This window comes from Paenibacillus sp. sgz302191 (genome assembly GCF_057749925.1).
This window is the reverse complement of the sequence record NZ_JBYLHY010000004.1, coordinates 125,647-149,936: the sequence shown is the minus strand read 5'-3', so window position 1 is coordinate 149,936 and position 24,290 is coordinate 125,647. Positions and strand designations below refer to the sequence as shown.

The following is a 24,290-nucleotide window of genomic DNA, read 5'->3' as shown; positions in this document are numbered from 1 at the left end:
AGGAGATGCTGGTCGGAGAACCCGGGAGGAGATGCCGGTCGGAGAAGCCGGGAGGAGATACTGGTCGGAGAACCCGGGAGGAGATACGGGGCGGGAGAACCCGGGAGGAGATACGGGGCGGGAGAAACCGGGAGGAGATACTGGCGGGGACAGCGGGGCGATGGCGGGCAAAAGCGCCCGGGTGGGCGGCGGCACGTGGCCGCCTTATCCAACCTGCTGGAACTGGTTCGCGTACAGTTCGTAGTAGTGGCCCCGGAGCTCCAGGAGCTCCTCGTGGGTGCCGCGCTCGACGATTTCGCCGCCGCGGATGACCAGGATAGCACTCGCGTCGCGGATCGTGCTCAGGCGGTGGGCGATCACGAAGCTCGTGCGCCCCTGCATCAGATGGGCCATCGCTTCCTGGATGGCCATTTCCGTGCGCGTATCGACGCTGCTGGTCGCTTCGTCGAGGACGAGGATCGCGGGGTTGGCGAGAATCGCCCGCGCGATCGTGAGCAGCTGCCGCTGGCCTTGACTCAGGTTGCCGCCTTCGGCGGTCAGCCTGAAGTCATAGCCCTGCGGCAGCTTGCGGATAAAGCCGTCCGCGTTCGCCTGGCGCGCGGCGGCCTCGACTTCTTCGTCCGTCGCGTCCAGACGGCCGAAGCGGATATTTTCTCGGATCGAATCCGAGAAAAGGTACACGTCCTGCAGCACGATGCCGAGCTGGCTGCGCAGGTTGTTTTTGTCCAACTGGCGGATGTCATGGCCGTCGATGCGGATCGAACCCTGATCAATCTCGTAGAAGCGGGTCAGCAGATTGATGATCGTCGTTTTGCCGGCGCCGGTCGGCCCGACGAGCGCGATCGTATCGCCCGGCTTCGCCGTTAGCGAGATGCCGTTCAAAGTCGGCAGCTCCTTTTTGTAGCCGAAAAAGACGTCCTCGAAAACGACTTCGCCCTCCAAGCGGGCGAGCTTCATGCTGCCGGATCCGGCTTCGTATTCCGTCTCCGTGTCAATAACTTCAAAGACGCGCTCCGCGCCGGCTATGCCGGACTGAATCATATTGTACTGGTTGGCCAGATCGTTGACAGGTCTGCTGAACTGCCTGGAATAATTGAGAAAGCTAACCACGATGCCGATCGTCGTCCAGCCTTTCAGCGCCATCCAGCCCCCGACGGCAGCCAGCAAAATAAAAGCGCAATGGTTGATCAAGTTCATGCGCGGGCCCATCAAGCCGGACAAAGTCTGGGCGGCGGTGCCCGCTTTTTTGAGCTTGGCGTTAATTTCCTCCAGCTGGCGGATGGAGGCGGCTTCGCGCCGGAACGTTTTGACGACCTTTTGCCCGGAGATAGTTTCCTCGATCAAACCGTTCAATTCCCCGAGTTTTTGCTGTTGTTCCTTGAACAGCTTTTGCGTGCGCTTCGTGATTTGTTTCGTCGTGTACAAGGCTATCGGCACAGTAACCAGGCTGAGCAGGGTCAGCCACGGGTTTAGCGCGAGCATCATGGCAAAAGAGCCGATGATGGTGATGACGCTTGTGATGACTTGCGTCAGGTTTTGGCTGAGCGCGGTGGACACGTTCTCCACGTCGTTGGTCGTGCGGCTCATCAGCTCGCCATGCGTCGTCTGGTCGAAGAACCGGATCGGCAGCTTTTGCAAATGCGCGAACAAATCCTGGCGCAATTCCCATACGGTGCGTTGGGATACTCCGGCCATGGCGAAGGCTTGAACCCACGACATCATGCCGCTGCAGGCATATATGGCGAGCAGCAGGAGGCAGAGCCCCAGCAAGCCGTCATAGTCCCGTGGAATGATGTAGCGGTCGATTGCCCGTCCGATAAAATAGGGGCCTAACAGCCCCAGGCCGCTGCTCAGTACTGTCACGATAAAAACCGTGATGAGACTGGCGCGCTGGCGCTTCAAGTACTGCCACAATCTGCGGATTGCGGCCTCGGCGTTTTGTGCCCGCGCTTTTGGCGGCTTGTCCGGGTTGCCGTTCCTGCCATTCTTGCCATTCCTGCCGTTAGCCATGCATGGCGGCCTCCTTTCCTTGCTGCGAGCGGTAGATGTCCTGGTACACCGGACTGCTTGCCAGCAGCTCATGATGTGTGCCCGCAGCCGCGACGCGGCCCTGCTCGAACACGATGATCTGGTCCGCATGCATGACCGACGAAATGCGCTGGGCGATGACGATGCATGTGCTTTGCTTCATCAGAGCCTGCAGCGAGCGCTGGATGCGCTTCTCGGTAGTGAGATCGATCGCGCTTGTGCTGTCGTCGAGCACCAGAATAGGGGGCCTCATCAGCAGCGCGCGGGCGATGGAGATGCGCTGCTTCTGGCCGCCGGACAAGTTCACGCCGCGCTGTCCGAGCTTGGCGTCGTAGCCGTCCGGCAGCTTGCGGATGAACTCGTGCGCTTCGGCGGCTCTGGCTGCGGCTTCCACCTCCGGCTCGGCCGCTTCAGGCTTGCCGAAGCGAATGTTGTCGCGGATCGTGCCGCTGAAAAGAATCGACTGCTGCAGCACCATGGCGATCTTGCTGCGGAGGCGCTCCACGGGCATGTCGCGGACATCGGCGCCGTCGATGAGAATGCGGCCCGACGTGACATCATACAGCCGCGGAATCAGGCTGAAGAGGGTCGATTTGCCCGAGCCGGTGGCTCCGAGAATGCCGACGGTCTGGCCCGGCTCGGCGGTGAAGCTGATCTGCTCCAGCACCAACTTGTCGGGATTCGACCCATAGGCGAATGAGACATGGTCGAAAACGATCCGACCCGACGGTTTGGCGTCTACGGCGCCCGACTCGGCGCTGTTGTGCTTTTCGCCGCCGTCAGCCGCGGACTCGTGCATATCCGGTTCCGTATCCAGCACCTCGCGGATGCGGTCGGCGGACACTTTTGCCCGGGAGACGGTCATCAGCGTGTTGCTGATCGATACTAGGGAGAACAGCACCTGAGTCATATAAATCAGAAAAGCGGCCAAATCCCCGATCGCCATCGCGCCGCTCCAAGTTTGCCCGGCTCCGTACCAAATGACGCCGACGACACTGACGTTCAAAATCAACGTCATTAACGGCGGAGTCGAGGCGACGATGCGCGCCGCTCTCAGCCCCCGGTCCAAATAGTCGTTGTTGGCTTTGCCGAACCGGGCCCGCTCGAAGGCGTCGCGGACAAAAGCTTTGATCACGCGCATGCCCGTAGTATTTTCCTGCAGAACCGTATTGACTTTATCCAGTCTCTGCTGCATAGCCTTGAACAGCGGTGTCGAGCGCCGCATCAGCACGAGCAGGATCACGAATTGCACGGGGATGACGAAGGCCAAAATCAGCGACAGCCGCGGGCTTACGATAACCGCCATGATCGTGCTGCCTATCACCAGGGAGAACTCCCGCACGAACTGGCGAAGCAGTACTTGCAGCAGCCCCAGCATCTGTACGACGTCCCCGGTCAGGCGGGTGATGAGCGATCCGGTTTGAAACTTGTCGAGCTGGCGAAAAGAAAGCGACTGTACTTTCGCATACAGGCTCATGCGCAAGTCTGCGCCGAAGTTTTGCGACGCCCGGCTTGAAAAGAAGGTGCAGCCCACGCCTCCGAGCAGCCCGATCAAAGCGATGCCGAACATCTGAAGTCCGGTCGTCCAGACCAGATGAAGATCACCCTTGCTCACGCCGTCATTGACGATGGCCGCCATCAGCCGCGGTTGGGTCAAGTCCATCCATACCTCCACGATCATGAGCAGAGGAGCGAGCAGTGCCGCAGCCCAGTAGGGCTTAATATAAGAACGCAGCTTCCACATAAACATCACCTCGTTTTGTTCGTCGGCTAATTAATTGTTCAGTCGGATTTGTGCAAGTTGTCGTGCATTTGCAGCAGCAGGCGGCGGAGCAGCAGTTTTTCCTCGGGCAAAAACCGCTCGAAGCACTTTTCATCGACAGCCTGAATCGCAGCTATGACGGCTTCCGTCGCCCGGCGTCCTTTGTCCGTCAAATAGACGCGGGATACCCGCTGGTCATTCGGATCGGGTCTGCGCTCGACAAGGGCGGTTTTCTCCATGCGGTCCACCATGACGGTCAGCGTCGCCGGCGTAATGCGCATGCTCGAAGCCAGATCGCTTTGACTTTGGCCGTCCTGTTCGGATAGGCGGATGAGCAGCGGAGGCTGGCCGGAGTATACATCGTGTTCGTGAATCATCTGATCGACCGTGTGCCGGTGCATTTTAACGGCATGGGACATCAAATGAATGATGGAATTGGAACGATCCATGGAACGGGTCTCCTTATTAATTAGTCGGCTAATAAATAGCTTAGAGCGCCTGGATTTTATTGTCAATATGTAAATACACAAAATTCCAAATTTCCTATCAGAGCGCGATGGGCAAAATGAGTCCGGCTATGCTACAATAAGGAACAAATGTTCTTCTGAAACGGAGCAAAACGCACATGCCGGATAAGGTCAAAATTTCCGTACGTTCCATGGTCGAATACGCGTTTCGCAGCGGGAGCATAGACTCCGGATTCCGGACGAGCGCCGCTTTGACCGAGGGTACGAAGGCGCACCAAACCATACAGCAAACGTACGGCGAACAAGACCGGCGGGAAGTCTACGTGTCGGCCGAGATTGCTTTTGAAAATCTTGTCTTTGTCGTGGACGGGCGCTGCGACGGGCTGCTTTTTGACGGGGAGACGGTCACCGTGGACGAGATCAAATCGACTTCCGGCGATATCGGGCTGATGGAGTCGGAGGGGTATCCCGTGCATTGGGCGCAGGCCAAATTTTATGCCTATATGTACGCCAGGGAGCACGGGTTAAGCCGAATGCGCGTGCAGTTGACGTATGTTCAGATCGGCTCGGAAGCCAAGAGGCAGTTCGCCGTGGAGGCTGCGCTGGAAGAACTCGAACAGTTCGTTCTCGATGTGGTGGCGCGGTATTATCCTTACGCGGAGGCGAAGGCGCGGCATGAACGGAATAGAAACCGCAGCATCAAGGAGCTCGCGTTTCCGTTTGAGACGTACCGCGAAGGGCAGCGCAAGTTGGCCGGTGCCGTGTACCAAACGATAGCGAACGGACATAAGTTGTTTGCCAAGGCGCCTACCGGGACGGGCAAGACGATCTCGACGATTTTTCCTTCCGTCAAAGCGATCGGGGAAGGCTTGCTGCAGCGCATTTTTTATTTGACGGCCAAGACGCTGACGCGAACGGCGGCTGAGGAAGCTTTTGCGATTATGCGGGAGAAAGGGCTGGAGCTTCAGGCCGTGACGATTACGGCGAAGGAGAAGGTTTGCTTCCAGGAGGAAGTGCGCTGCTCGAAGGAGCATTGCGAGTATGCGGACGGCTATTACGACCGGATTAACGAGGCGGTGCTGGATTTATGGGCCAACGAAACTTTGGTCGGCCGCCAGATGTTCGAGCAGTACGCGCGCAAGCACCGGGTATGCCCGTTCGAGTTTTCGCTGGATGCCGCTTATGCGGCGGATGCGGTTATTTGCGACTATAATTATGTGTTCGATCCGCGGGTGAATTTGAAGCGGATGTTCGAGGAGCTGAAAAAGCAGACCGTGCTGCTGATCGATGAGGCGCACAACATGGTGGACCGGGCGAGGGAGATGTATTCGGCTGCGCTGAACAAATCGGATTTTCTCGGCGTGCAGCGGGAGTTCAAAGGCGTCAATGCGGCCGTGTACGCGGCTGCGAAAGCCGTCAACGATTTCCTGATCGCCGTGCGCAAGCGGGTCGGCGAGCGGGCCAGCCGCGTAGAAGAGCATTTGCCGGAAGCGCTTGTTGCGCTGGCGGAAGCTTTTGCCGAGGCGGCGGAAAAGGAGCTGGCGGGCGCGCGTCCGGGGCAGGCGCCTGCGCTGCTGCTTGACACCTATTTTGGCGCGCAGAACTTCGTCCGCATCGCCAAACTGTACGACGAGCGCTATGTGGCGTACACGGAATGCGCCAAAAGCGAGGTGAGCGTGCGGCTGTTCTGCCTGGACCCGTCGCATCTGCTGCGGCAGATGGGCAAGGGGTACCGGTCGCACGTGTTTTTCTCGGCGACGCTGTCTCCGCTGTCCTACTTCATGGACTTGCTGGGCGGCGGGGAGGACGACTACTCGGTATCGGTGCCGTCTCCGTTCGCCAAGGAGCAGCTTGACGTGCTCATCCAGCCGCAGTCCACGCGCTATCAGGACCGGGAGCGGAGCCGCGAACCGATCGCGCGTACGCTGCGGCAGTTAGCCGAGGATAGGCCCGGCAACTACCTGGTGTTTTTTCCTTCTTATGAGTACATGAACAGTGTGTATGAAATGTTTGCCGCGGATGGCGATGGAGCCGGCTTGCAGGTGAAGACGATGGTGCAGCAGCCGTCGATGAGCGAAGAGGAGCGGGAAAGTTTTCTCGCAGCTTTTCAGGCGGGAAATCCGGGAACATTGATCGGGTTTGCCGTAATGGGCGGCGTTTTTTCCGAAGGCGTCGATTTGGTCGGCGACCGGCTGACCGGCGTTGTCGTCGTAGGCGTCGGCCTGCCGCAGCTTGGACTGGAGCGGAACATCATCAAAGACTACATGGACCGGACAGGCAAAAACGGCTACGAATACGCCTACGTGTACCCCGGCATGAATAAAGTGCTCCAGGCCGGCGGGAGGCTCATCCGCTCCGAGACGGACCGCGGCACGCTGCTGCTCGTGGACGACCGGTATTTGCAGCCGCTTTACCAGCGGCTGCTGCCTGAAGAGTGGAGGGAGTATCGGGTCATTCGGCCGCCGCAATAGCCGCGCGCTATCTCCTCCACTCCAGAAGCTCGATCCGGTTCCCGAACGGATCGTCGATGTAAATGCGCTCCGCGCCTTCGAGCGCATCGTCGTCCTGGACCTTCACGCCGCGCGACTCCAGGCGAGTCCGAAGCGCAGCCAGGCCGCGGACTTCGAAAGCGGGGTGCGCTTTTCGCGCGGGGGCGAAATCCTGCTGCACGCCAATGTGCACCTGGTGGGCGCCGCATTGAAACCAGACCCCGCCTCTGGCCTTCAGCTTGTCGGGCTTGGGAATTTCACACATGCCCAGCGCGCCGTGATAAAAATCCCGGGCCGCATCCTCGCAGCCTGCCGGCGCGGCTAATTGAACATGGTCGATTCCAACAAAATCGCAGGTCATAGAAGCACCACCTTGATTGTTTTGTTAGATGAAACTTAATTTCATTATATGGCACAATGCGAAATTTGCAAATGGGCTTTCCTCACAAAGCCTTCCTTATGTAGCGGTAATGCAAAATGTCGTTTCGTGCCAAGGAGCGGCTGGTACAAGCGTGGCTGTATGAGCGTTGTCAAAGTGTCCATCGGATTACGCGTCTGCTAGAACTGCCGCCTCACCACTAGTGCGCTCAGAAAACTGCAGCAGTCAGGCTGTTGAGAGGGAGCTGTGTGCTCAGAAGGGAGCCTCAATTTGGCTGTGAACAGTCTGAGAGCCCTTCGATTTGGTCGCAGCCATCCGCGCAGCGGCTCGGCAAGCCGAAAAGCCTGCGAAAATACAGGCTTTTTCCGCGGAAGTGGCCCATTTTTGGGAAAAGCCTGCGATTGTACAGGAATTTTTGCTCAAAATGGGTTTGAGCCTATGTATTCGCCGGAAAGCCTGCACATTTGCAGGAATATTCCACCGCGGGCGCCTCAACGGGCAAAAACCTGCACATTTGCAGGTTTTCCAGGCTGGCAAGCCGCTTCGCGAGTCCTGGGCGCGCGTTGTGTCGCCGACGCATGGCGGCGGTCGAACGGCCCTTCGACTGGCCCCGCGACCGGCCCGCGAATCGCCCGCCCGAGGGGCAACCTTCCGGTCCCCCCGCACGCACGCTCACCCTTTTATAGAGCCGATCAATACGCCTTTTTCAAAGTATTTTTGGATGAAAGGATAAAGGACTAGGATCGGCAGCGTTGAAACGATGATCACGCCGTATTTGATTTGGTCGGCATATCTTTGCGCGTAGCCTCCCGCGTCGCCGCCAACGCCTGCGCCATTGGCAAAAACCTGATTCGACAGAAGGATATCTCTCAAAATGATTTGCAGCGGCTGCAGCTCGTTATTTCTTATGTAAATCAAACCCGTGAAAAAATCGTTCCAGTGCGCGACCAAGTAGTACAGGCCGATAACCGATATAAGCGCTTTGGACAAAGGCAGAGCCACCTGTGCAAAAAACTTGAAGTGAGAACAACCATCCATCGCCGCCGCTTCGTACAATTCCGATGGCAAGGAAGTTTCAAAAAACGTTCGCGCAATAATGAGATTGAACACGTTCACGGCAAAAGGAAAAATGAAAACCCACATCGTGTTGGTCAAGTGCAGTCCTTTTATCAACAAGTAAGTCGGAATTAAGCCTCCGTTAAAAAACAACGTAATGACGAAGATCAACATTAAAACGCGCCTGGCCGCGAATTCCTTCCTTGAGAGCACGTAGGCTGCCGGTAAAGTGAACAGCAAATTTACGAAAGTGCCCAGCAATGTGTAAACGATGGTATTTCGATATCCGACCCAAATTCTCGAGTCTTTAAAAATTTCCTGGTATCCGAAAAAGCTGACGCCCTTCGGCAGAAACAAGACTTGGCCGGTTGACACCAGGGTGGAATCGCTAACGGATGCAATAACGATAAAGTACAACGGGTAGGCAATGATCAGAAAGATCGAGACGCATAACACGAACAAAACAAGACGGAATGCGATGTCATTGCCATGCTTGCTTAATAAACCCAAGTCGGCTCCCTCCTCCGCCATCCGATTACCACAGGCTCATATTTGAAAATCTTTTTGAAATGCTGTTCACAGCAATCAGGAATATAAAATTGATGACTGTGTTGAACAAGCCTATTGCCGCCGAGTAGCTGAATTGATTGGACACAATGCCGATCTTATATACATAAGTGGCGATGACCTCGGAAACCGGGAGGTTTAACGAATTTTGCATTAAAAAGATTTTTTCAAAGCCGGTGCCGAGTATATTCCCCATGCTGAGAATAAACAAAATAATCATCGTAGGCACAATTGCCGGTATATCCACGTAACGGATCGTTTGCCATCTGCCGGCCCCGTCTATTTTGGCGGAATCGTACAGCTGGGGGTCGATCGTAGACAACGCAGCTAGATAAATAATGCTGTTCCACCCGCAATGCTGCCAAATATCGGAGAGCACGTAGACCGGCATGAATGCTTTGGTAGAGGCCAGCAAATTTACATCGCTCATTCCGGCGGATTTCATCAAGTACCCGACAATGCCGGTTTCCGGCGATAGCAGGACATTCAGCATTCCGACCAGTACAATGGTGGAAATAAAATGAGGCAAATACACCGTCGTTTGCAAAATTTGCTTCGCTTTTTTCCTTCTGATTTGATTCAGGATCAACGCCAAAATAATCGGGGCGGGAAATCCGAGCACAATCGACGCCAAGCTGATGGTAAACGTATTTTTCATTAAATCGGCAAACAAATAGCTGTTAATAAATTGCTTGAAATAGTAAAGTCCGCGCCATTCCCCTCCCGTGAGCCCTTTGGAAAAATCGTAGTCCCGGAAAGCGAGCTGGATGCCGTACATCGGAACGTAATTAAAAAGCAGGATGACGGCGATTGCCGGAAAAATCATGATCCACAGTTGATGGTCGCGTTTGAATGTGCTTACAATTGTCGGTTTTCTGGCTAAGCGGATACCGGCAGCGATTTTGTCGGCTTCGCGTATTTGAGCGCTCATCACGGCATTCTCCCTTTTGGATGGATGCGATTTATTTGTTTTTGCTCATGAAGCTGTCGTAGTATTTTTGCATAATTTCAATGTTTTGCTGCAATCCGGCTTTTTGGCATTCTTTCACATAAGCGTCCCATTGGGCATCAATGCCGCCTTTCGTAACCCACTGGGCAAATTTTGGATTGGCCAAATTCATGAGATTCGTGTTGTTCAAGCTGAGGATGTTATTGTCCGCGGTCGAATATTTGATAAACATGGCCGGGAATACATCCGTCTTGGTGTTCACACTCAAAGCGCTCTTCAGCGATTCGGATTGTGTGAGCACTTCGCTCATATCTTTGCCGAGATTCAATTTCAAGGAATCCGGAATGTACAAAGGTCCGTTATCCGCTATGGTCGACGTCCATTTCCATGTTCCGGGATCCATTTTCGGATCGGTTGGCGGCAGGACGCTATAGCTTCCATCTCCATTATCTTTAATATTCGGGCCTAACGAACCGAACAAAACCTGCATGCTGACTTTAGGGTCATACAGCTGATTGATGAATTTCATCGCCGCGTCTTTATTTTTCGTTTTCGCCGACATGACAATCATGTTGCTTCCGAAGTTCAGGGAATTGTAGTCGTAGCTCCAGGTTATTTTGGAGGTCGAATCGGCTGACATCTTGAGCGGGGGCATCGATGTATACTGCGGAGCCACCTGGTCTCCGAACCTGTCCGATCCGACCCAGCCCCACGTGAAGCCGACTTTCGCCGTATCCCCGGTACCACGGGCAATCGACTGGAATTTCGTGTAATCGTGAGTAAACACTTCGGGATTGATCAGCCCGGCAGCATAGCATTTGTTCAAAAATACGACCAGGTTTTTGAAACGTTCGTCGATCAGGAAGTTTTTCACTTTCCCGTCTTCCACGTAATATCCTTGGGGACTTCCGTCGGATAAAGTAATGCCCTCGCTGCCCAAGAGGACCGCAGGATTGAAATATCCGCCGATCCCGCCCGGCCAGTCCATAGGAATCTCGTCATTCGGATCGCCGTTGCCGTTCGCGTCTTTTTGCTTGAACGCCACCAGCACGTTATATAACTCATCCCACGTCGTCGGCATTTTTAGACCGAGATTGTCCAACCACTTTTGATTGATAAATTGTCTTGTAGCGGAAGCGGGCCAAAAGCGCTGGTACCTGGGTAAGCCGTATATTTTCCCGTCAGGCTGCGTGGCGATGATTTTGGTCTCGGGCTTTTCATTAAACATCGTTTGAACGTTCGGAGCGTCTTTGCCCACCAAATCGGACAAATCCTGGAACAAGCCCTGAAATTGCGCAAAATCGGCGTCAGTAATGACATTGGGACCGACAAATAAGTCCGGAACGTCGCCGCTGGCCAGCATGGTGCCCTTCTTTTGCCCCCAGTCCGCCGTAATTTCCTGCCATTTGATTTCAACGCCTGCCGCTTCTTGCGCCTTTTTCAGCCATTCCATTTCGGCCAGCGGTCTGGTAAGCGGGTGCTTGACCATTATGGCCGTTAATTGTACCTTCGCGCCGCTGCCGCCTGCATTTCCCGAACCGGAGTCGCTTTTTCCCCCGCTTTCGCCCCCGGAAGTAGAACCGGAATCGCTGCACCCCGTCATTACAACGGCGGAAACCATAAAAAGCGAGAGCACAACTGCTAATTTTTTGCGCATTGCCATCATCCCCTCATTGAAGTATTGGTTGTGTACCAAATCCTTGCCGATTCCATCTAACTGTAATCTTTCGTTCGAGGAGGCGTAAACGATCAGTTTTTGATGAATCCCCATTTTTTGAAAACGCTTAACATCGCAGCCAGAAAACGACGCAGAAGCGCCTTGCAGACGGATTTCAAAAACTGCATATTTTCAAAAACTGCGCCTTTACAACAAACTGACGAGAAACTTGTACACATGCTGGAAACAAAGCAAATTTACCTGGAAATGCGGAGAAAACCTGCAAAGTGCAGGCTTTTCACCGCGGACGTGCGCTCGGACCCTCTGTAATCGAAAAATTCCTGTGCAATCGCAGGCTTCTCGCCAAAATAGGCCGATTTCGAAGGGAAAACCTGCACTATCGCAGGTTTTTTTCTGCCAAGCCGCCTTGTCCCCCCCATTTAAGCTGCGCAACCCGTCCAGGAGAGGCATGGGGTGGGGAGAAGGGAGAAGCGGCTGTGCCGGCTCTGGCGTGGGAGTTTTTCAACAAGTATCGCTTTCTTTTCAGTCTGCTTGCAGGCGATATCGTGTTCAAAGCAGCGATCTTATGACGATAAGCGCTGCTTGAACCGGAAGGACGAGAGTGATAACGGAGGCTCACCGTGAGGAGGAAATGAACAAATCGAGAGGAGGGGTGATGCAAGCAGGAAGTACCGGGGCGGCAAAGCTACCGGAACGGAGGCCGGACCTTCAGGAGTCGGCCGCAAATTCAGCCGGTTCCTGATTTTTGATGGAATCCCGGTACTGGCCGGGGGTGATGCCGACCATCTTTTTGAAGGACCGAATAAAACTCGACGTATTCGAATAGCCGACCTGCTGCGCGATCAACTCCAGCGTTTCATCCGTACTCCGCAGCAAGGCGATGGATTTTTGAATGCGCAGCCGGTCGATATATTCCTTGAAATTTTGCCCCATCGTCTTCTTGAAATGATAGCTGAAATTGGAAATCGACATGCTGAAATGGTCGGCAATAAGCTGCAGCGAAAAATCGGGATACATGCCTTTTCCTTCTATAAAAGTCAGAATGTCTGTTTGCGACGCCGTACGGGCCGGAAGCTGCGAGCTGCGGATGAGATCGCAAAGCTTACGGCAGCTTTCACGCATAATGCCGATCATCTGCTCGATCGTATATCGATGAAGGTGGGAGACGCCGGTCAATTGCAGCATGCTCTGGTCGCTTTGCCCAAAACGGTGCAATCCGTTGAATAAGACGATGACTGTGTTCAAATAAACGGCCCTGACCATATGCGGCGGCGTCCCGTCCTGCCCGATATAGGCGACGATGCGCTCCATGACCGATTCGACTGCGGTGACGTCGTTTTTTAATATGAACAGCTCAAGCGACTGCAGCTGCTCCGTAAAATAGGAAACCGCGCTCGTCTGCTGGACCTCGATTTCGTCAAAAACAAGAACCGAGTACTGGTTCCGGACCCGAAGATGCTCGGCGGCGCGGATAGCCTGCAAATAAGACAGGTGAGCCCCGCCCGGGGACTGCCCCGGCGTTCCGATTCCGATCAGCGTGCGGATGCCGGTTCCCTCAAGCAGCTGCTGTTGAAAGCCGCTCAGATATGTCTTCAAACGAAAGCACGGGTCGTGGGAACAGACAAAGACGATCTCCTGATTGTAAATGCTTTTGAAAAAATACCCCTGAAGCCCTTCAGGCAGCTTGTTCTCCTCCGTCCGGCAATACTCCGCCGCCGCTTCGATACCGCCTTCGCTCGTTTCGCAGGACAGGACTGCAGCCGCAATATGAGCGTAGTCGAATACGACTCCGTACGGATCGGCCTCCTTTTGAAACGCCTCCCATGACGGGTAACGGTCGCAAATCAGCTCGAACAACAAATTGTCGCGCATAACCGGCAGCGTGCTTTTCACCCTCTCGTCCAGCCTGCTGTTGGCGGAGGAAAGCTGATCCAGCGCATACCGGATCGTATCGAATTCGTTCATGGTCCGCGGCTCTCTCGGCGTAAACAAGTTTTTGGCGAAATGAACCAAACCTTTGATCGGATGATAGTTTTTGCGGATGGACACATAGATGACGATCACTTCGAGCAATAAAATCAATATAAAAAGAATGACAGTATTGCGCTGAATCGTTCGGATATCCTGCAGCGTTTCGGACACGGCCACCAAAGTGACGTAATTCCAGCCGTTTTTATCCGACACTTCGTGCGAGACGATAAAAGATTTGCCGTCGATCCGGTAAATACCCGATCCTGAACGGTTTTCGCTCAAGCCGGACACCAGGTTCCGGAATTCGCTCGAATCGGTGTAGGAGGTCTCGTTGGAAGCGACCAGCCGGGTTCCTTTTTGGTCAAAAATGAAAAAATCGCCATTGTACGATTCGGAAACCGACTTCATCAGCCGGATAATCGTTTCCTCTCTCACCATGATGAGCACCGTACCGGGGGAATTGAGACCGCCTAACGGCAGAGGCGATAAGAACGTCAGCATGCGCATCCGGTTATTGCCGGGTACGATGACGTTTTCCGCCGGACGGATCGCCGGTGCAGTCAAATTGTTCAGTTCCTCGAACATGGCTTGATGCGGCCAGTTTTCGTAGTAATATCCGACGCCGGGATTTTCGAAGTCGTGGATGGTGTAGGCGCTGCCTGTTTTGGCAAACAGAAAACCGATGTTTTTGACATACAAAAAGGTGTTGTCGATGAACGCATCCGTCGCATTGTATTTCCGCATTTCATTCGCAATGACAATTCTTTGATAATCGTCGTCCCCGGCCAGGTACAGCTTGATTTCCTTATTGTTCACCAGTTCGGACGGAAGGTTGTACACATAACGGGTGAAAATATCCATCGAATTCATGACCTGCTCGGTGATATGGGCGTTCCAGTCCATTTCCTTTTGCTTCACAACTTCCGTCGAATAAGGGTAATAGTAGACCAAAATAACGATGACGGGAAACAGCAGCACCAATATATAGGAAATCAGCATTTTGGCCAGCAGGTTGACCCTGGTTTTTTTCATGAATAGCCCCCTTCCCGAAATAGGTCTCGCAACAAAGCGCCTGAAGTAAGCGGTTACAATACGAGGTGAACGAATACTGGCGAAATCACTGGCTTCCCGCAAGTCTGCGTATCCTTTGTTTTGAATTATAATAAAAAATGGAAATATGTAAAGGACGGTAACTATCATTTAATCCTACTATATTACGATATTGAAGATGTATGCCGGAGGCTGCCGATTTGCAGAACATGGGTCTTTAAAAAAAAGGGACTATCCCGCCGGCAGCCAAAGCCGCTTATGGGATAGCCCTTTGCGTTTTACAGCGACATGCGGTAGATGTTCAGCACATCGTCGCGGTTCAACTTCTTGAAATAGCCGAACTCTCCGTACACCATGGCTTTGTCGGCCATGAGCTCGATCGTCGAGTCGTCGATATCGTAATCGGCCAGACGGCTTGGCGCGCCGATTGAGTTAAAGAACTGCCGCAGCGCCGCGATGCCCTCTTCGGCTATTTGCCGGTCGGTTTTGCCGGCGGCATCTACGCCAAAGACGCGCTCCGCGAACTGTTTGTACTTCGCCACGTTGGCGTCAAGCGTATAGGTCATCCAGTTCGGGAACAAAATCGCGAGCCCTCCCCCGTGAGGGATATCGTGCACGGCGGACACGGCGTGCTCCAGATTGTGAGTCGCCCAGTCGCCGCGAACGCCCATGCTCAAAACTCCGTTCAGCGCCATAGTCCCGGAGTAAAGAATCGTCGACCGGTCTTCGTAGCTGTTCAGATCCTTCAACAGCCTTGGCGCCGTCTCAATGACGGTGCGCAAAATGGCCTCGCAAAATCCGTCCTGGACGGGAGTATTGGCATCATGATGGAAATACTGCTCGAATACGTGCGACATGATATCGACCATGCCGTAGACGGTTTGATTCGCCGGGAGGGATTGCGTATGTACCGGATCGAGAATGGAGAACTGCGGGAACGAATAAGGGCTTCCCCAGCCGAGCTTCTCTTTCGTCTCCCAGTTGGTGATGACCGAACCTGAGTTCATCTCGGAGCCTGTCGCGGCAATCGTCAGTACGGTGCCGAGCGGCAGCGCGCCCGTCGCGGCGGCTTTGCGGGTGACGATATCCCAGAAATCGCCTTCGTATTTCGCCCCGACGGCGATTCCTTTGGCGCAATCGATGACACTGCCTCCGCCGACGGCGAGAATCAAATCGATCTGGTGGCTGCGGCACAGTTCCACGCCTTTATGTACCGTTGTCAGCCGCGGATTCGGCTCTACGCCGCTTAATTCGGTGACTGCAGCTCCAACCTCGGCAAGCAGCTTGATCACGCGGTCATAAAGGCCGTTCTGCTTAATGCTTCCGCCGCCATAGACGAGAAGTACGTTTTTTCCGTATTTTGGCACCTCTTTCGTCAGTTGCTCCAACTGGTTGCGTCCGAAATATAGTGTCGTAGGATTATGAAAGACAAAGTTGTTCATGAGAACATCCTCCTTTGTTAAATTCAGCTACCTCTTTCATTGTAGCCAACTTGCGGCAAAAAACAAAATGCGGCAGGCCGGCGGGAGGGGTGAAACTGCGAGTTTGACGATCTTGGCTGAGCAGGGGGGGAGTTGGCAGACCTGACCTGGCAAACCCGACAGATCCCGCAGCCCGCGGCGGCACCCGCCACCCTCAACTCCTGACGAATTGGGCGTACACCGAGCCGGCCGATACGGCTTTTGCAAGTTTGTCCAAATGAGTTTGAAAAGACTGAAGGATCGCGTAACCTTGCCAATCTTCAGGCAAAAGCTCAGCAGGCAGCATCGGGTCGGCCAAATACAATTCGCTGATGACTTCGCCCATATGCAAATAGCAAATAAATACCTCCAGAGGCTCCGAACGTTTGTCCAATGCTTGCTGCATAACCGGTTCAAATTGCGATGAGAACCATTGAAGCTTCTCCCGGTATTTCTCGGCCACCGGCTCCAGCTGCCATATCGATATAGCGTCTTCAGGGGTAAGAGTCCGGTATTGCATAGAGCCCTGGAATAAGGTGACCTGCCCGTTCAGGCCATATTTTTGTATAAGCTGTTCAACTTCGCTTTTATACGGCCATGGGGAAATATAGACGCTGTTATACAGCAGTCCGAAGCCGGTTTGCAAAATGTCGGAGCGGAACTGATCCCGCTTTTTGCGTTCCGTTTCCGGGATTTCCAGCATGACCAGGTGCCAGCATTGATCCCATTTTTTTCGGTACAGCTGCGGTTTTTGATTGATAAATTGGACCATGGATCGCCCCGTGTCCGTAATTTGATAACTGGAGCGGGACGGAGTGACGGCGTAGCCTTCTTTTTTGAGCCGGGATAGGCTGTTGCGGATGTAGGGAGCCGAATAGCCGCGATTTTCATAAATGCGAACGAATTCCTGCGCCTCCAGACGATCCGCGCGCGACATTAAGTAGAGCAGCTGTTTTTCGATGGATAGCAAAATTAACCTCACGTCCCTTATTGACACAGGCCATAATTTTTTATAACATAAATTCACACGAACGTTATGAAAATAGTTATAAAACGTCGTCGTTTTATCTGTTCCTTGCTATTGTACCGCAAAAAGGAGCGGAATAGGCGCAAAAAAATGATGAATGGGAGTGGGGAAAATGAGAAAGACATTTCAAGCAAGACGGATGATCCTGATCGGGACTATGGTGGCAGCGTGTGCTGCACCTGTTCAAGCAAATGCCGAAACGGCGGTCAAGAAAGACGTTATGAGCAATGTCAGCAGTTACTTGCAGTGGAATACACCGGTTTCCATTAAACTGGAAGACAAGGCGCTTCCGGTGCAGGGGGCGATGATCAATACGGAAATTCTAGTGCCATTGCGAGCCGTATTCGAAGCCGACGGCCGGAGCGTTGCATGGGACGAAGCGGGTCAAACCGCTCATGTTACCGGCGGCTCCACCGACGTCGCGATAAAGCTGGGGGAGAAGAAAGCGGTCGTAAACGGAGTGAGCTATGAGCTTGATCACGAAGCGGTCATCATGGACGGCGCGATGATGGTATCGGAGCGGATTCTTCCTTTGGCGCTAAACGTATCGCTGCATTGGGAATCCGGCAGCCGTACGCTTTCTGTGTCCGCTCAGCGCGGAGCGGGAGGGCTGCAGGCGCAGACGGACGCTTTTCAGGAGTACGGGAACATTCCGGTCAAATATGCCCATGGAGGCGTAGCGGGCGGGCAAAATATAAGCTTGCCGGTAAGCTGGAGCCATGTGCCGGAAGGTACGAAATCTTTTGCCGTTGTGGTGTATGATCTGCATCCGATTGCGGACAATTTCATTCACTGGAGCGTGCTCAATATTCCGGCGTCCGTGCAAAAACTGGAAGAAGGGGCGGCGGGCTCTCTGAAAGAAGGGAAAGAGCTTAACAGCTACTATGGCATGGAGCCTCCGCGGTATTCAGGAGACCATTTGTACAGACTGGTTGTTTATGCGCTGGATACGGACAACCTTGAGGTGGGCAAGCAGCCGGTCTTTTTCGAAGAGCTGGAGCCGGTCCTTAAGGAACATATGACGGGCTATGCGGAAGTAGACGGCTTTTTCAAACAGTAACTGACCGCTCCGCACCGTGTTCAATCCGCATTCCGGACGATATACTGGACTTGGAGCATGCCGGCGAAATCGTGGAAATCCGGACATTTGCGGCGACGGCAGTTCGGACTGCCTCGCTTCCAGAGGAGCTTTTTTTCCGATGACCCTTGTCGGATTAAGTCATTATGTTGTATAATCCACCTAATAGAATACGGACCTTCGGGGCAGGGTGAAATTCCCGACCGGCGGTAAAGGTTCACCGTTTGAACCTGAGCCCGCGACTCGCTTATTGCTTCAAGTGCAGCAAGCGACTGACTTGGTGAAATTCCAAGGCCGACGGTACAGTCCGGATGGGAGAAGGTTATAAGCAGGCAGGGCGCCGTTCATTTTTGCAAAAAAATGATCAGGTCCCAGCCTCTTTAAGATGCCCCGTTATCGATTTTTGATAACGGGGTGTTCTTCTTTCGAAGCGTCCTATTCAAAACCCAATTCTCAGCTTGCGAGGGCAGACCTGACTTTCCTTCGCATATTTCACAGGAGGTTTTGAACGATGGAAAAAGGAATCACGATTGGACGGCCCGTGACGCTGGAACATGCGGGCAGCAGCACGCGCAGCGGCATATGGCTGGTGGCTGTGGGAGCGGCGCTGTGGGGGATTGACCCGCTGTTCCGCATTCTGCTGCTGAAATACTTTACTTCCTCGCAGATTGTGCTCTTCGAGCATTTGCTGCTTATGCTTTATGCTGTGCCGGTCTTATGGCTGCATCGCAGCGAACTGCGTGGCCTCAAGGCGAGCCATGTGCTGGCCTTGCTGTTCATTTCATGGGGCGGGTCGGCGATCGCCACCATTATGTTTACTTCGGCATTCGCCCACGGCAATCCGAATGCAGTGCTGCTGCTGCAAAAGCTGCAGCCGCTGTTCGCCATTCTGATGGCGCGAATGATTTTGAAAGAGTCGCTGCCGGCGCGGTTTGCGCTGCTGCTGGTCATGGCGCTGGCCGGCACGTATTTGCTGACCTTCGGCTTGGCCAGCCCGCTTGCCAGCCTGTCCGGCGTGGCCGCAACGGCCGGCCTGCTGTCGATTGGCGCCGCCGCCTTATGGGGCGGCTCGACGGTGATGGGCCGACTGCTGCTGGGCAAAATGCAGTTCGAGACCGTCACCGCGCTGCGCTTCGCGTGCGCGCTGCCACTGCTCGCCGCCATCACTTCGCTGGATGGCAGCAGGCTCCAGCCGCTCGCCGAGGCGGGCGACTGGGGGCCGGTGCTGGGGAACTTGCTGCTGCAAGCGTTCCTCCCGGGCCTGCTCAGCCTGCTTCTATATTACCGCGGCTTAGCCGGAACCAAAGCTTCCTACGCTACGCTTGCGGAGCTGTTTTTCCCCGCAGTCGGCCTGCTGATCAACTGGGTGGTGTTCCACCAGCCTGTGACCGCCGCGCAGATCGCCGGGTTCGTGCTAATCTGGATCGTGCTCATTCAATTATCGAAACAGCGGTAGGCGGCACTGCCTGCCGGTAATAAAAAGCCGTGGCCTAATGAAGCGTGAGAAAACGCGCTTCGCAGCTGCGGCTTTTTGCTGTGTCGAGCTCAGCGTGTTAAAGAAATACAATCGTATCGCCTTCCGAAATCCGGCCTTCCCTTTCCACGGAACAAACGATACCTCTCAACTTTTTAGCGGCAGGCACAAATTTCTGACTAAGTCCGCTTTGATTATACATTTGTTCAATCACCCTTCCGGGTCCAATGCAGGGCAGGTTTTCCCCTTCACAAATCAATCCCGTACCATCCGGAAAAATCAACCTAGCCCCTTGCTGCAGTTCTGTAAGCTTCTCAAATCCGCTAATGATAATGTTGGCCCCCAGCCATTCCGGCTTTATCTCAGGGAGATCCAACCGATTGGCGATGCGTTCACATTCCTCTTTCGAAACGATGCTGATTTGACGTCTGTTCGCAATCAGTACACCACGAGGATAAATTTTTTGCCTGGAATCCGCAGGACGCAACAAGCCATAATGACGATCTCCCGGAATCCCTCCTAATTCAATCTGAATATATGAAACGGGGCGAGTAACGAATGTTGCCGGGTCTTCAGCCACCATTACTCTTTCAACTGCAGCACCACTTTCCCCCATTTTAATCTCCCTCCTTTTCCTGCGAAGATTGCAGCTCTTTATAGATCAAGCCAAAAGAACGTATCAGAAACTCCACTTCCTCATCGGATAAAGAGTCCGCAAAATACTGCTTGATCCCCCTTGCATATATAGGCCAAGCTTTCCGCAGCTGTCTTTCCCCTTCATCCGTGAGAACAGCATATGCTCCCCGTCGGTCCTCTTCGCTTTTTTCTCTTTGAATCAATCCTTCGCGCTCCAGCCGGTCGATCATCCTTGTTAAGCCGCTTTTACTCAAGACCACCTTCCGATTTAATTCTGAAAAGCGAAGCTTGCGATCGGGTGCCTCAAACAAAGCGATCAAAACGTCGTACGTGGTTAGCGGGACTTTCTTCTGTGCTGCCAAATCCCGCTCAATGCATTCTATGATTTTGGCATGTGCTTTAATAAACAACCGCCAAGCAGTCAACTCTTTTTCCGATAACCTTGCCATCGTCCATCCTCCATTCGCTAAAAACAATATAAATCAATTTAGTTGCGCGATCAACAAAATTTTTGTTGACTGAGCAACTAAACGGCGCTGCATTTGCGGATTCAGAGAAGCCTGGAGACGAACCGAACCTCATAGGTACAAAAAAACGTGCTGATCCCTTCACAAGGTAGGGAATCATCACGTTTTTATTGTTGTTTAAAAAAAGAGACCCGTGAGCGCGAACTTTAGTTCATTTGGCAGTTGATTCAGGTCAAATTGATGTTCTAACATATGGATGATACCTCTTCTGTGTGGTAGCGTGTGACTTCGACCCACTCACTTTACCGAACGAAGCGGTGTTTTTGTGTTTGGCAAGCTTTCAAGACGACTATGAAGAAAGGATGATAGAAATGCCAAATAATAATCAGGCTTGTCCTCCTGTTGGTACTATTAGAGGAGATGGCCGTTATCCTATCGACCTGACGGGTCCTCGCAGTCACACGCTTGTCATTGAGCCCGGTGTGGGCAGCCTCTCCATTGGACCGTCGCAATTGGGCAAAAAGGCAGACCTTCACGTCCCGCCTGATGCGCAAGTCGATTGGACCGTATTCAATGCCTTTGCCACGCCGGCCGGCTCGCCCTGGCCGCGATTTCTGCGCTACACGGGCAGCGACGCGGGCTTTTTTGACTGGGCGCAGAAACGCCCCATTGAAGAAATGGCATGGGTTCCGATCCTGTCTGCAGACACGGTGGCGGACGCCGGCCAGTCCATTTTGCATGGCTTGTATATCGAACTGGACCAGTCCGGTAGCCGTTTGCACCTGAAGCTTCCGAAGCGGCAGGTCTTTGAATATTTCCGCCTGAGTGTGGCCGGCGATCTATCACGCTTCTCGGCAACTGGCGATTTGCCATATTCTCTGACACTGGCGCCGAGCACCGGCCGACGCAAGAGTGATGCCCCCTTCTTGCTGCCCGACATGGGTGAATTGCACCAGGTCACGAGCCTGACGCTCCGGAACGCGCCGCTGGGACAGCCTATCTCGCTGGAGTGTCTGAACCGATTCCCAAACCTTAGCTCCCTGAGTTTGTGGGGGAACTTCTGCGACTTGGACTTGCTGGCCCATCATGCCCGGTTAACGTATCTGGAGCTGCGCTTTATGCCCGATCTGGGTGACTTGCCGCCCTTGAGCGCGTGGCCGCTGCTTGAAGGCTTTATCGCCTACAACGTGGAAGAGACCGCGGGCAAGCGCCTAAAGCAGCAAATGAAAGCACGCGCTAATACCCGCTCGTGGACCGGTCATGCTTCAGTGAGCCAATTGCGAAAGCCTGAGTGGTGGACGACCGAGTTTGGCCGTCCGTTCTCGTCCTGGCCTAAACGTCTGGCCAAGCTGGCTAACGAAGCTTACGACGTTGCACAGGCAGCCTTGGCCCAGGCCCGCAGCTTTGCCGATGCCGAGGCAGCCATTACCGCCTTCACCGTACGCTTCAATACCCTCAAAGGCATCGAAACTACCGAACGTGAAGACCTTGGTGAAGCGGTATGGCAACTAAGCCGGTCTGACCACCTGATCGGCCAGCTTATACCAGAAGAGATGGCTCAACACTGGTTCGATGCAGCGCGTGATTACTGATGGGTTTGTTTAATGAAGGTTTAAGCCATTTACCGATCAATTGAATAGCGTAATTGAACGACTCCACCGCCGAGGAGTTTACAGTCTAGCAATTGCACATGCCTATATTGGTAGTTATCTTTGTCGATTAAAAGATTTAACCCTTTACCTTCCAATACAGGCGCAACATTGAAAATCACTTCGTCTACAAGCCCTTGACCTAGAAACGAGTTGTGGAGATCCGCACCGCCGCTAATGAGAGCGGTCTGATGACCGATTTGCTGCAGGTAGTCCAAGGCTGCCTGCGGCGAGCTTACAACCGTTACGCCCGGGATTTCTGAGGCGTTCTGCGAAACGACGACGATATCGATTTCGGCAAAGGGACCCCCGCCGCCATTTCCGCGCATAGCTTCGAAAGTACGACGCCCGACAATGAAATTTCCTGCAGCTTTGGCCTGTGTCGCGAAGTCGTCCAACGCTTCTTTTCTCGGTGGGTTCTCGGGGCCGGATTGCGCATAATTGCCGTTAGCGGTTAAAGTTGCCCATAAAATAGTTTTCATAATAATAATATTCCTCCTCATGTTCTATTCCGTATGTTTCGGATTGATGCTGCTACCCGATCCGGACGATCCTCTTGCACATAGTGTGAGGCATCTTCAAGGATTTCGGTTTCGTTCATTGGCAAATATGTTTGCCATTTGGCCATCTGTTCGAGCGGGAAGCCGGCACTGTCTTTCGTTCCCCACAAAATTTGCGCAGGCAAATCGGACAAATTCGGCAATTTCGATTCAATGTCGGCGAGCCATGTTCGCGCCCTGCGGATCTGCCTGGGAAATATCCATGTCGGTATTCTGGATTTCGGGGTCGGGAACGGGTCGGTATAAGCTTTGCGCAAGCTATCCGTGACTTTTTCGGCATGATATATCCCGTGAGGAACAATGACTTTGGCGAAAAAATTGAGCCTAGCCTGAAGCCAATACCCGATTGGCCAGCCCCCCATGGCGAGCGAGAACAATTTCATCGGCAAAATTTCCGCAGGCCAGGCCCACGTATTCATGATGACGATGCCGCGCAAATTGTCTCGATGCCGTACTGCGTAGTTCAAGCCGATCGGACCTCCCCAATCCTGAACTACTAATATAAAATCCTTTAGATTCAAACGGCGAATCAGTTCGTGAACGGCTTCCGATTGCTCTTGTGGCGTAAAGCGGTAGCCGCTGGGTGCCTTCGACATACCGAATCCGGGGTAATCCGGAACGATAAGACGGAATTCTTCTCGAAGCTCTTTGATAACGTTCCGATAAAGATATGACCACGTAGGGTTCCCATGTAGGAGAAGAACCGTCGGGCCCTTCCCTTCATCGAGGTAATGGATGTAACCGTCACGGTAAGGCAGCCAGCGATCAGTGAACGGATACTCCATCAGATCTAATTCAAACGGTCTATCCAAAGATGGTTCCTCCTCTCTGCGACTCTTTAGTAATTTTCTCTTCCCCTTGATTTACATAGTAAATGAACTGTGGTACATTTGAAAAGTAGTTACATTAAAGTGCAATAGTTTCAAAAAATGAACTATGGAGTGATAGTGATGATGGATCGGTCCTGTCCTGGTATCGTTGAACCTATCTTGGAGATCTTGGATGGCAAATGGATGCTTCTTCTCTTGTTCGAACTGTTTAACGGGACCCGACGTTTCGGGGAATTACGCCGCAAGCTGCATCCCATTAGTCCGAAAACTTTGACAGACCGCTTGAGGTTGTTAGAAGAGAAAGGAATCGTTACTCGCACTCTTTACCCTGGCATACCGCTGCATGTCGAATACGAACTTACCGAGTCCGGGCAGGCTCTGCAGCCTATTTTTGCCGCCATGTGGACGTGGACCCAGGAATATGGTGGATATCTACGGAAAGAGACGAACGAGATGGGGCAAGAAAGAGAAGAAGTGATGTGATTGGATAAAGAAGTTATATTTTGTACAAAGAAAGGGCCATCCCAACAAGGATGGCCTTAAAACTTGCCGCTATAGACAACTCGCTGGACTGTGAGTGTTGATGCGGCGATGCTAAAGCGAAAAGTTGCCCCCGAGGGGGATTGGGATTGGTCAACCTTGGGGAAAATCACTGTGCAGGCAAGCCCAAACGGGCTTTATCTACGTGTGTCTGTGACGCTGGCTCCTCAAGC

Annotated in this window: 20 protein-coding genes and 1 riboswitch; of the genes, 6 read left to right on the top strand and 14 right to left on the bottom strand. The window is 53.4% G+C overall.

All coding sequences use genetic code 11. The features are described 5' to 3' along the window. The first annotated feature begins 31 nt into the window (after positions 1 to 31). Complete coding sequence (locus tag AC3G2T_RS07375) at positions 32 to 244, top strand: hypothetical protein (protein ID WP_474682495.1); 213 nt, start codon at positions 32 to 34, stop codon at positions 242 to 244. Here AC3G2T_RS07375 and AC3G2T_RS07370 read toward each other — a convergent pair. The 3 genes from AC3G2T_RS07370 to AC3G2T_RS07360 are packed head-to-tail and all read right to left on the bottom strand — an operon-like array spanning position 205 to position 4,239. After that, complete coding sequence (locus AC3G2T_RS07370) at positions 205 to 2,010, bottom strand: ABC transporter ATP-binding protein (RefSeq protein WP_474682496.1); 1,806 nt, start codon at positions 2,008 to 2,010, stop codon at positions 205 to 207. The genes AC3G2T_RS07375 and AC3G2T_RS07370 overlap by 40 nt on opposite strands. Then, positions 2,003 to 3,772, bottom strand: a complete 1,770-nt coding sequence (locus AC3G2T_RS07365; RefSeq protein ID WP_488435039.1) for an ABC transporter ATP-binding protein — start codon at positions 3,770 to 3,772, stop codon at positions 2,003 to 2,005. The genes AC3G2T_RS07370 and AC3G2T_RS07365 overlap by 8 nt, the downstream gene beginning before the upstream one ends. A 38-nt stretch (positions 3,773 to 3,810) precedes the next feature. Then, entirely contained in the window at positions 3,811 to 4,239 is a 429-nt protein-coding gene (locus tag AC3G2T_RS07360) for a MarR family winged helix-turn-helix transcriptional regulator (RefSeq protein WP_474682498.1), read from the bottom strand. Positions 4,240 to 4,415: 176 nt separating this feature from the next. Between AC3G2T_RS07360 and AC3G2T_RS07355 the strand changes: the two genes are divergently transcribed. After that, the gene (locus AC3G2T_RS07355) at positions 4,416 to 6,728 is read left to right on the top strand and encodes a helicase C-terminal domain-containing protein (RefSeq protein WP_488435038.1); all 2,313 of its coding nucleotides are present in this window, start codon (positions 4,416 to 4,418) and stop codon (positions 6,726 to 6,728) included. A 7-nt stretch (positions 6,729 to 6,735) separates the two neighbouring features. Here the strand turns inward: AC3G2T_RS07355 and AC3G2T_RS07350 are convergent, their stop codons facing one another. From AC3G2T_RS07350 to AC3G2T_RS07320, 7 genes are all read right to left on the bottom strand, one after another. Further along, complete coding sequence (locus AC3G2T_RS07350) at positions 6,736 to 7,107, bottom strand: VOC family protein (protein ID WP_474682500.1); 372 nt, start codon at positions 7,105 to 7,107, stop codon at positions 6,736 to 6,738. 690 nt (positions 7,108 to 7,797) lie between these two features. Next, positions 7,798 to 8,691 carry a carbohydrate ABC transporter permease gene (locus AC3G2T_RS07345; RefSeq protein ID WP_474682501.1) on the bottom strand — a complete coding sequence of 298 codons (894 nt, stop codon included), beginning with the start codon at positions 8,689 to 8,691 and terminating at the stop codon, positions 7,798 to 7,800. Positions 8,692 to 8,716: 25 nt separating this feature from the next. Continuing rightward, positions 8,717 to 9,574: an ABC transporter permease gene (locus AC3G2T_RS07340; RefSeq protein ID WP_474682559.1), complete on the bottom strand. Its 858-nt coding sequence runs from the start codon at positions 9,572 to 9,574 to the stop codon at positions 8,717 to 8,719. Between the two features lie 136 nt (positions 9,575 to 9,710). Further along, positions 9,711 to 11,354, bottom strand: coding sequence for an ABC transporter substrate-binding protein (locus tag AC3G2T_RS07335; protein WP_488435037.1), 1,644 nt, complete (start codon positions 11,352 to 11,354; stop codon positions 9,711 to 9,713). A gap of 729 nt (positions 11,355 to 12,083) precedes the next feature. Further along, the gene (locus tag AC3G2T_RS07330) at positions 12,084 to 14,378 is read right to left on the bottom strand and encodes a helix-turn-helix domain-containing protein (protein WP_488435036.1); all 2,295 of its coding nucleotides are present in this window, start codon (positions 14,376 to 14,378) and stop codon (positions 12,084 to 12,086) included. A gap of 296 nt (positions 14,379 to 14,674) precedes the next feature. Beyond that, positions 14,675 to 15,838 carry an iron-containing alcohol dehydrogenase gene (locus tag AC3G2T_RS07325; protein ID WP_488435035.1) on the bottom strand — a complete coding sequence of 388 codons (1,164 nt, stop codon included), beginning with the start codon at positions 15,836 to 15,838 and terminating at the stop codon, positions 14,675 to 14,677. A gap of 193 nt (positions 15,839 to 16,031) precedes the next feature. After that, a complete protein-coding gene (locus AC3G2T_RS07320) occupies positions 16,032 to 16,826 on the bottom strand; it encodes a PaaX family transcriptional regulator C-terminal domain-containing protein (RefSeq protein WP_488435034.1) in 795 nt (264 codons plus the stop codon). A gap of 169 nt (positions 16,827 to 16,995) precedes the next feature. On the opposite strand from AC3G2T_RS07320, the gene AC3G2T_RS07315 reads away from it, so the two are divergent. Further along, complete coding sequence (locus tag AC3G2T_RS07315) at positions 16,996 to 17,943, top strand: YbhB/YbcL family Raf kinase inhibitor-like protein (protein WP_488435033.1); 948 nt, start codon at positions 16,996 to 16,998, stop codon at positions 17,941 to 17,943. A 190-nt stretch (positions 17,944 to 18,133) separates the two neighbouring features. Continuing rightward, positions 18,134 to 18,288: riboswitch (FMN riboswitch) on the top strand. Positions 18,289 to 18,472: 184 nt separating this feature from the next. Then, positions 18,473 to 19,417, top strand: coding sequence for a DMT family transporter (locus AC3G2T_RS07310; protein WP_474682506.1), 945 nt, complete (start codon positions 18,473 to 18,475; stop codon positions 19,415 to 19,417). A gap of 97 nt (positions 19,418 to 19,514) precedes the next feature. Here AC3G2T_RS07310 and AC3G2T_RS07305 read toward each other — a convergent pair whose 3' ends face one another. Both AC3G2T_RS07305 and AC3G2T_RS07300 read right to left on the bottom strand, forming a co-directional pair. Then, positions 19,515 to 20,051 carry an MOSC domain-containing protein gene (locus AC3G2T_RS07305; protein WP_488435032.1) on the bottom strand — a complete coding sequence of 179 codons (537 nt, stop codon included), beginning with the start codon at positions 20,049 to 20,051 and terminating at the stop codon, positions 19,515 to 19,517. A 1-nt stretch (position 20,052) separates the two neighbouring features. Next, a complete protein-coding gene (locus AC3G2T_RS07300) occupies positions 20,053 to 20,520 on the bottom strand; it encodes a MarR family winged helix-turn-helix transcriptional regulator (protein WP_488435031.1) in 468 nt (155 codons plus the stop codon). A gap of 389 nt (positions 20,521 to 20,909) precedes the next feature. Here AC3G2T_RS07300 and AC3G2T_RS07295 point away from each other — a divergent pair, with 389 nt between their 5' ends. Next, positions 20,910 to 22,130 (top strand): hypothetical protein, encoded by a 1,221-nt coding sequence (locus AC3G2T_RS07295; RefSeq protein ID WP_488435159.1) that lies wholly within the window; start codon positions 20,910 to 20,912, stop codon positions 22,128 to 22,130. Positions 22,131 to 22,159: 29 nt separating this feature from the next. On the opposite strand, the gene AC3G2T_RS07290 is transcribed toward AC3G2T_RS07295, so the two are convergent. Then, complete coding sequence (locus AC3G2T_RS07290; protein ID WP_474682509.1) at positions 22,160 to 22,669, bottom strand: dihydrofolate reductase family protein; 510 nt, start codon at positions 22,667 to 22,669, stop codon at positions 22,160 to 22,162. Between the two features lie 17 nt (positions 22,670 to 22,686). Next, on the bottom strand, positions 22,687 to 23,559 hold the full coding sequence (locus AC3G2T_RS07285; RefSeq protein WP_488435030.1) for an alpha/beta fold hydrolase: 873 nt from the start codon (positions 23,557 to 23,559) through the stop codon (positions 22,687 to 22,689). A 138-nt stretch (positions 23,560 to 23,697) separates the two neighbouring features. Here AC3G2T_RS07285 and AC3G2T_RS07280 point away from each other — a divergent pair, with 138 nt between their 5' ends. Further along, positions 23,698 to 24,060 (top strand): winged helix-turn-helix transcriptional regulator, encoded by a 363-nt coding sequence (locus AC3G2T_RS07280; protein WP_488435029.1) that lies wholly within the window; start codon positions 23,698 to 23,700, stop codon positions 24,058 to 24,060. Positions 24,061 to 24,290: the final 230 nt, after the last annotated feature.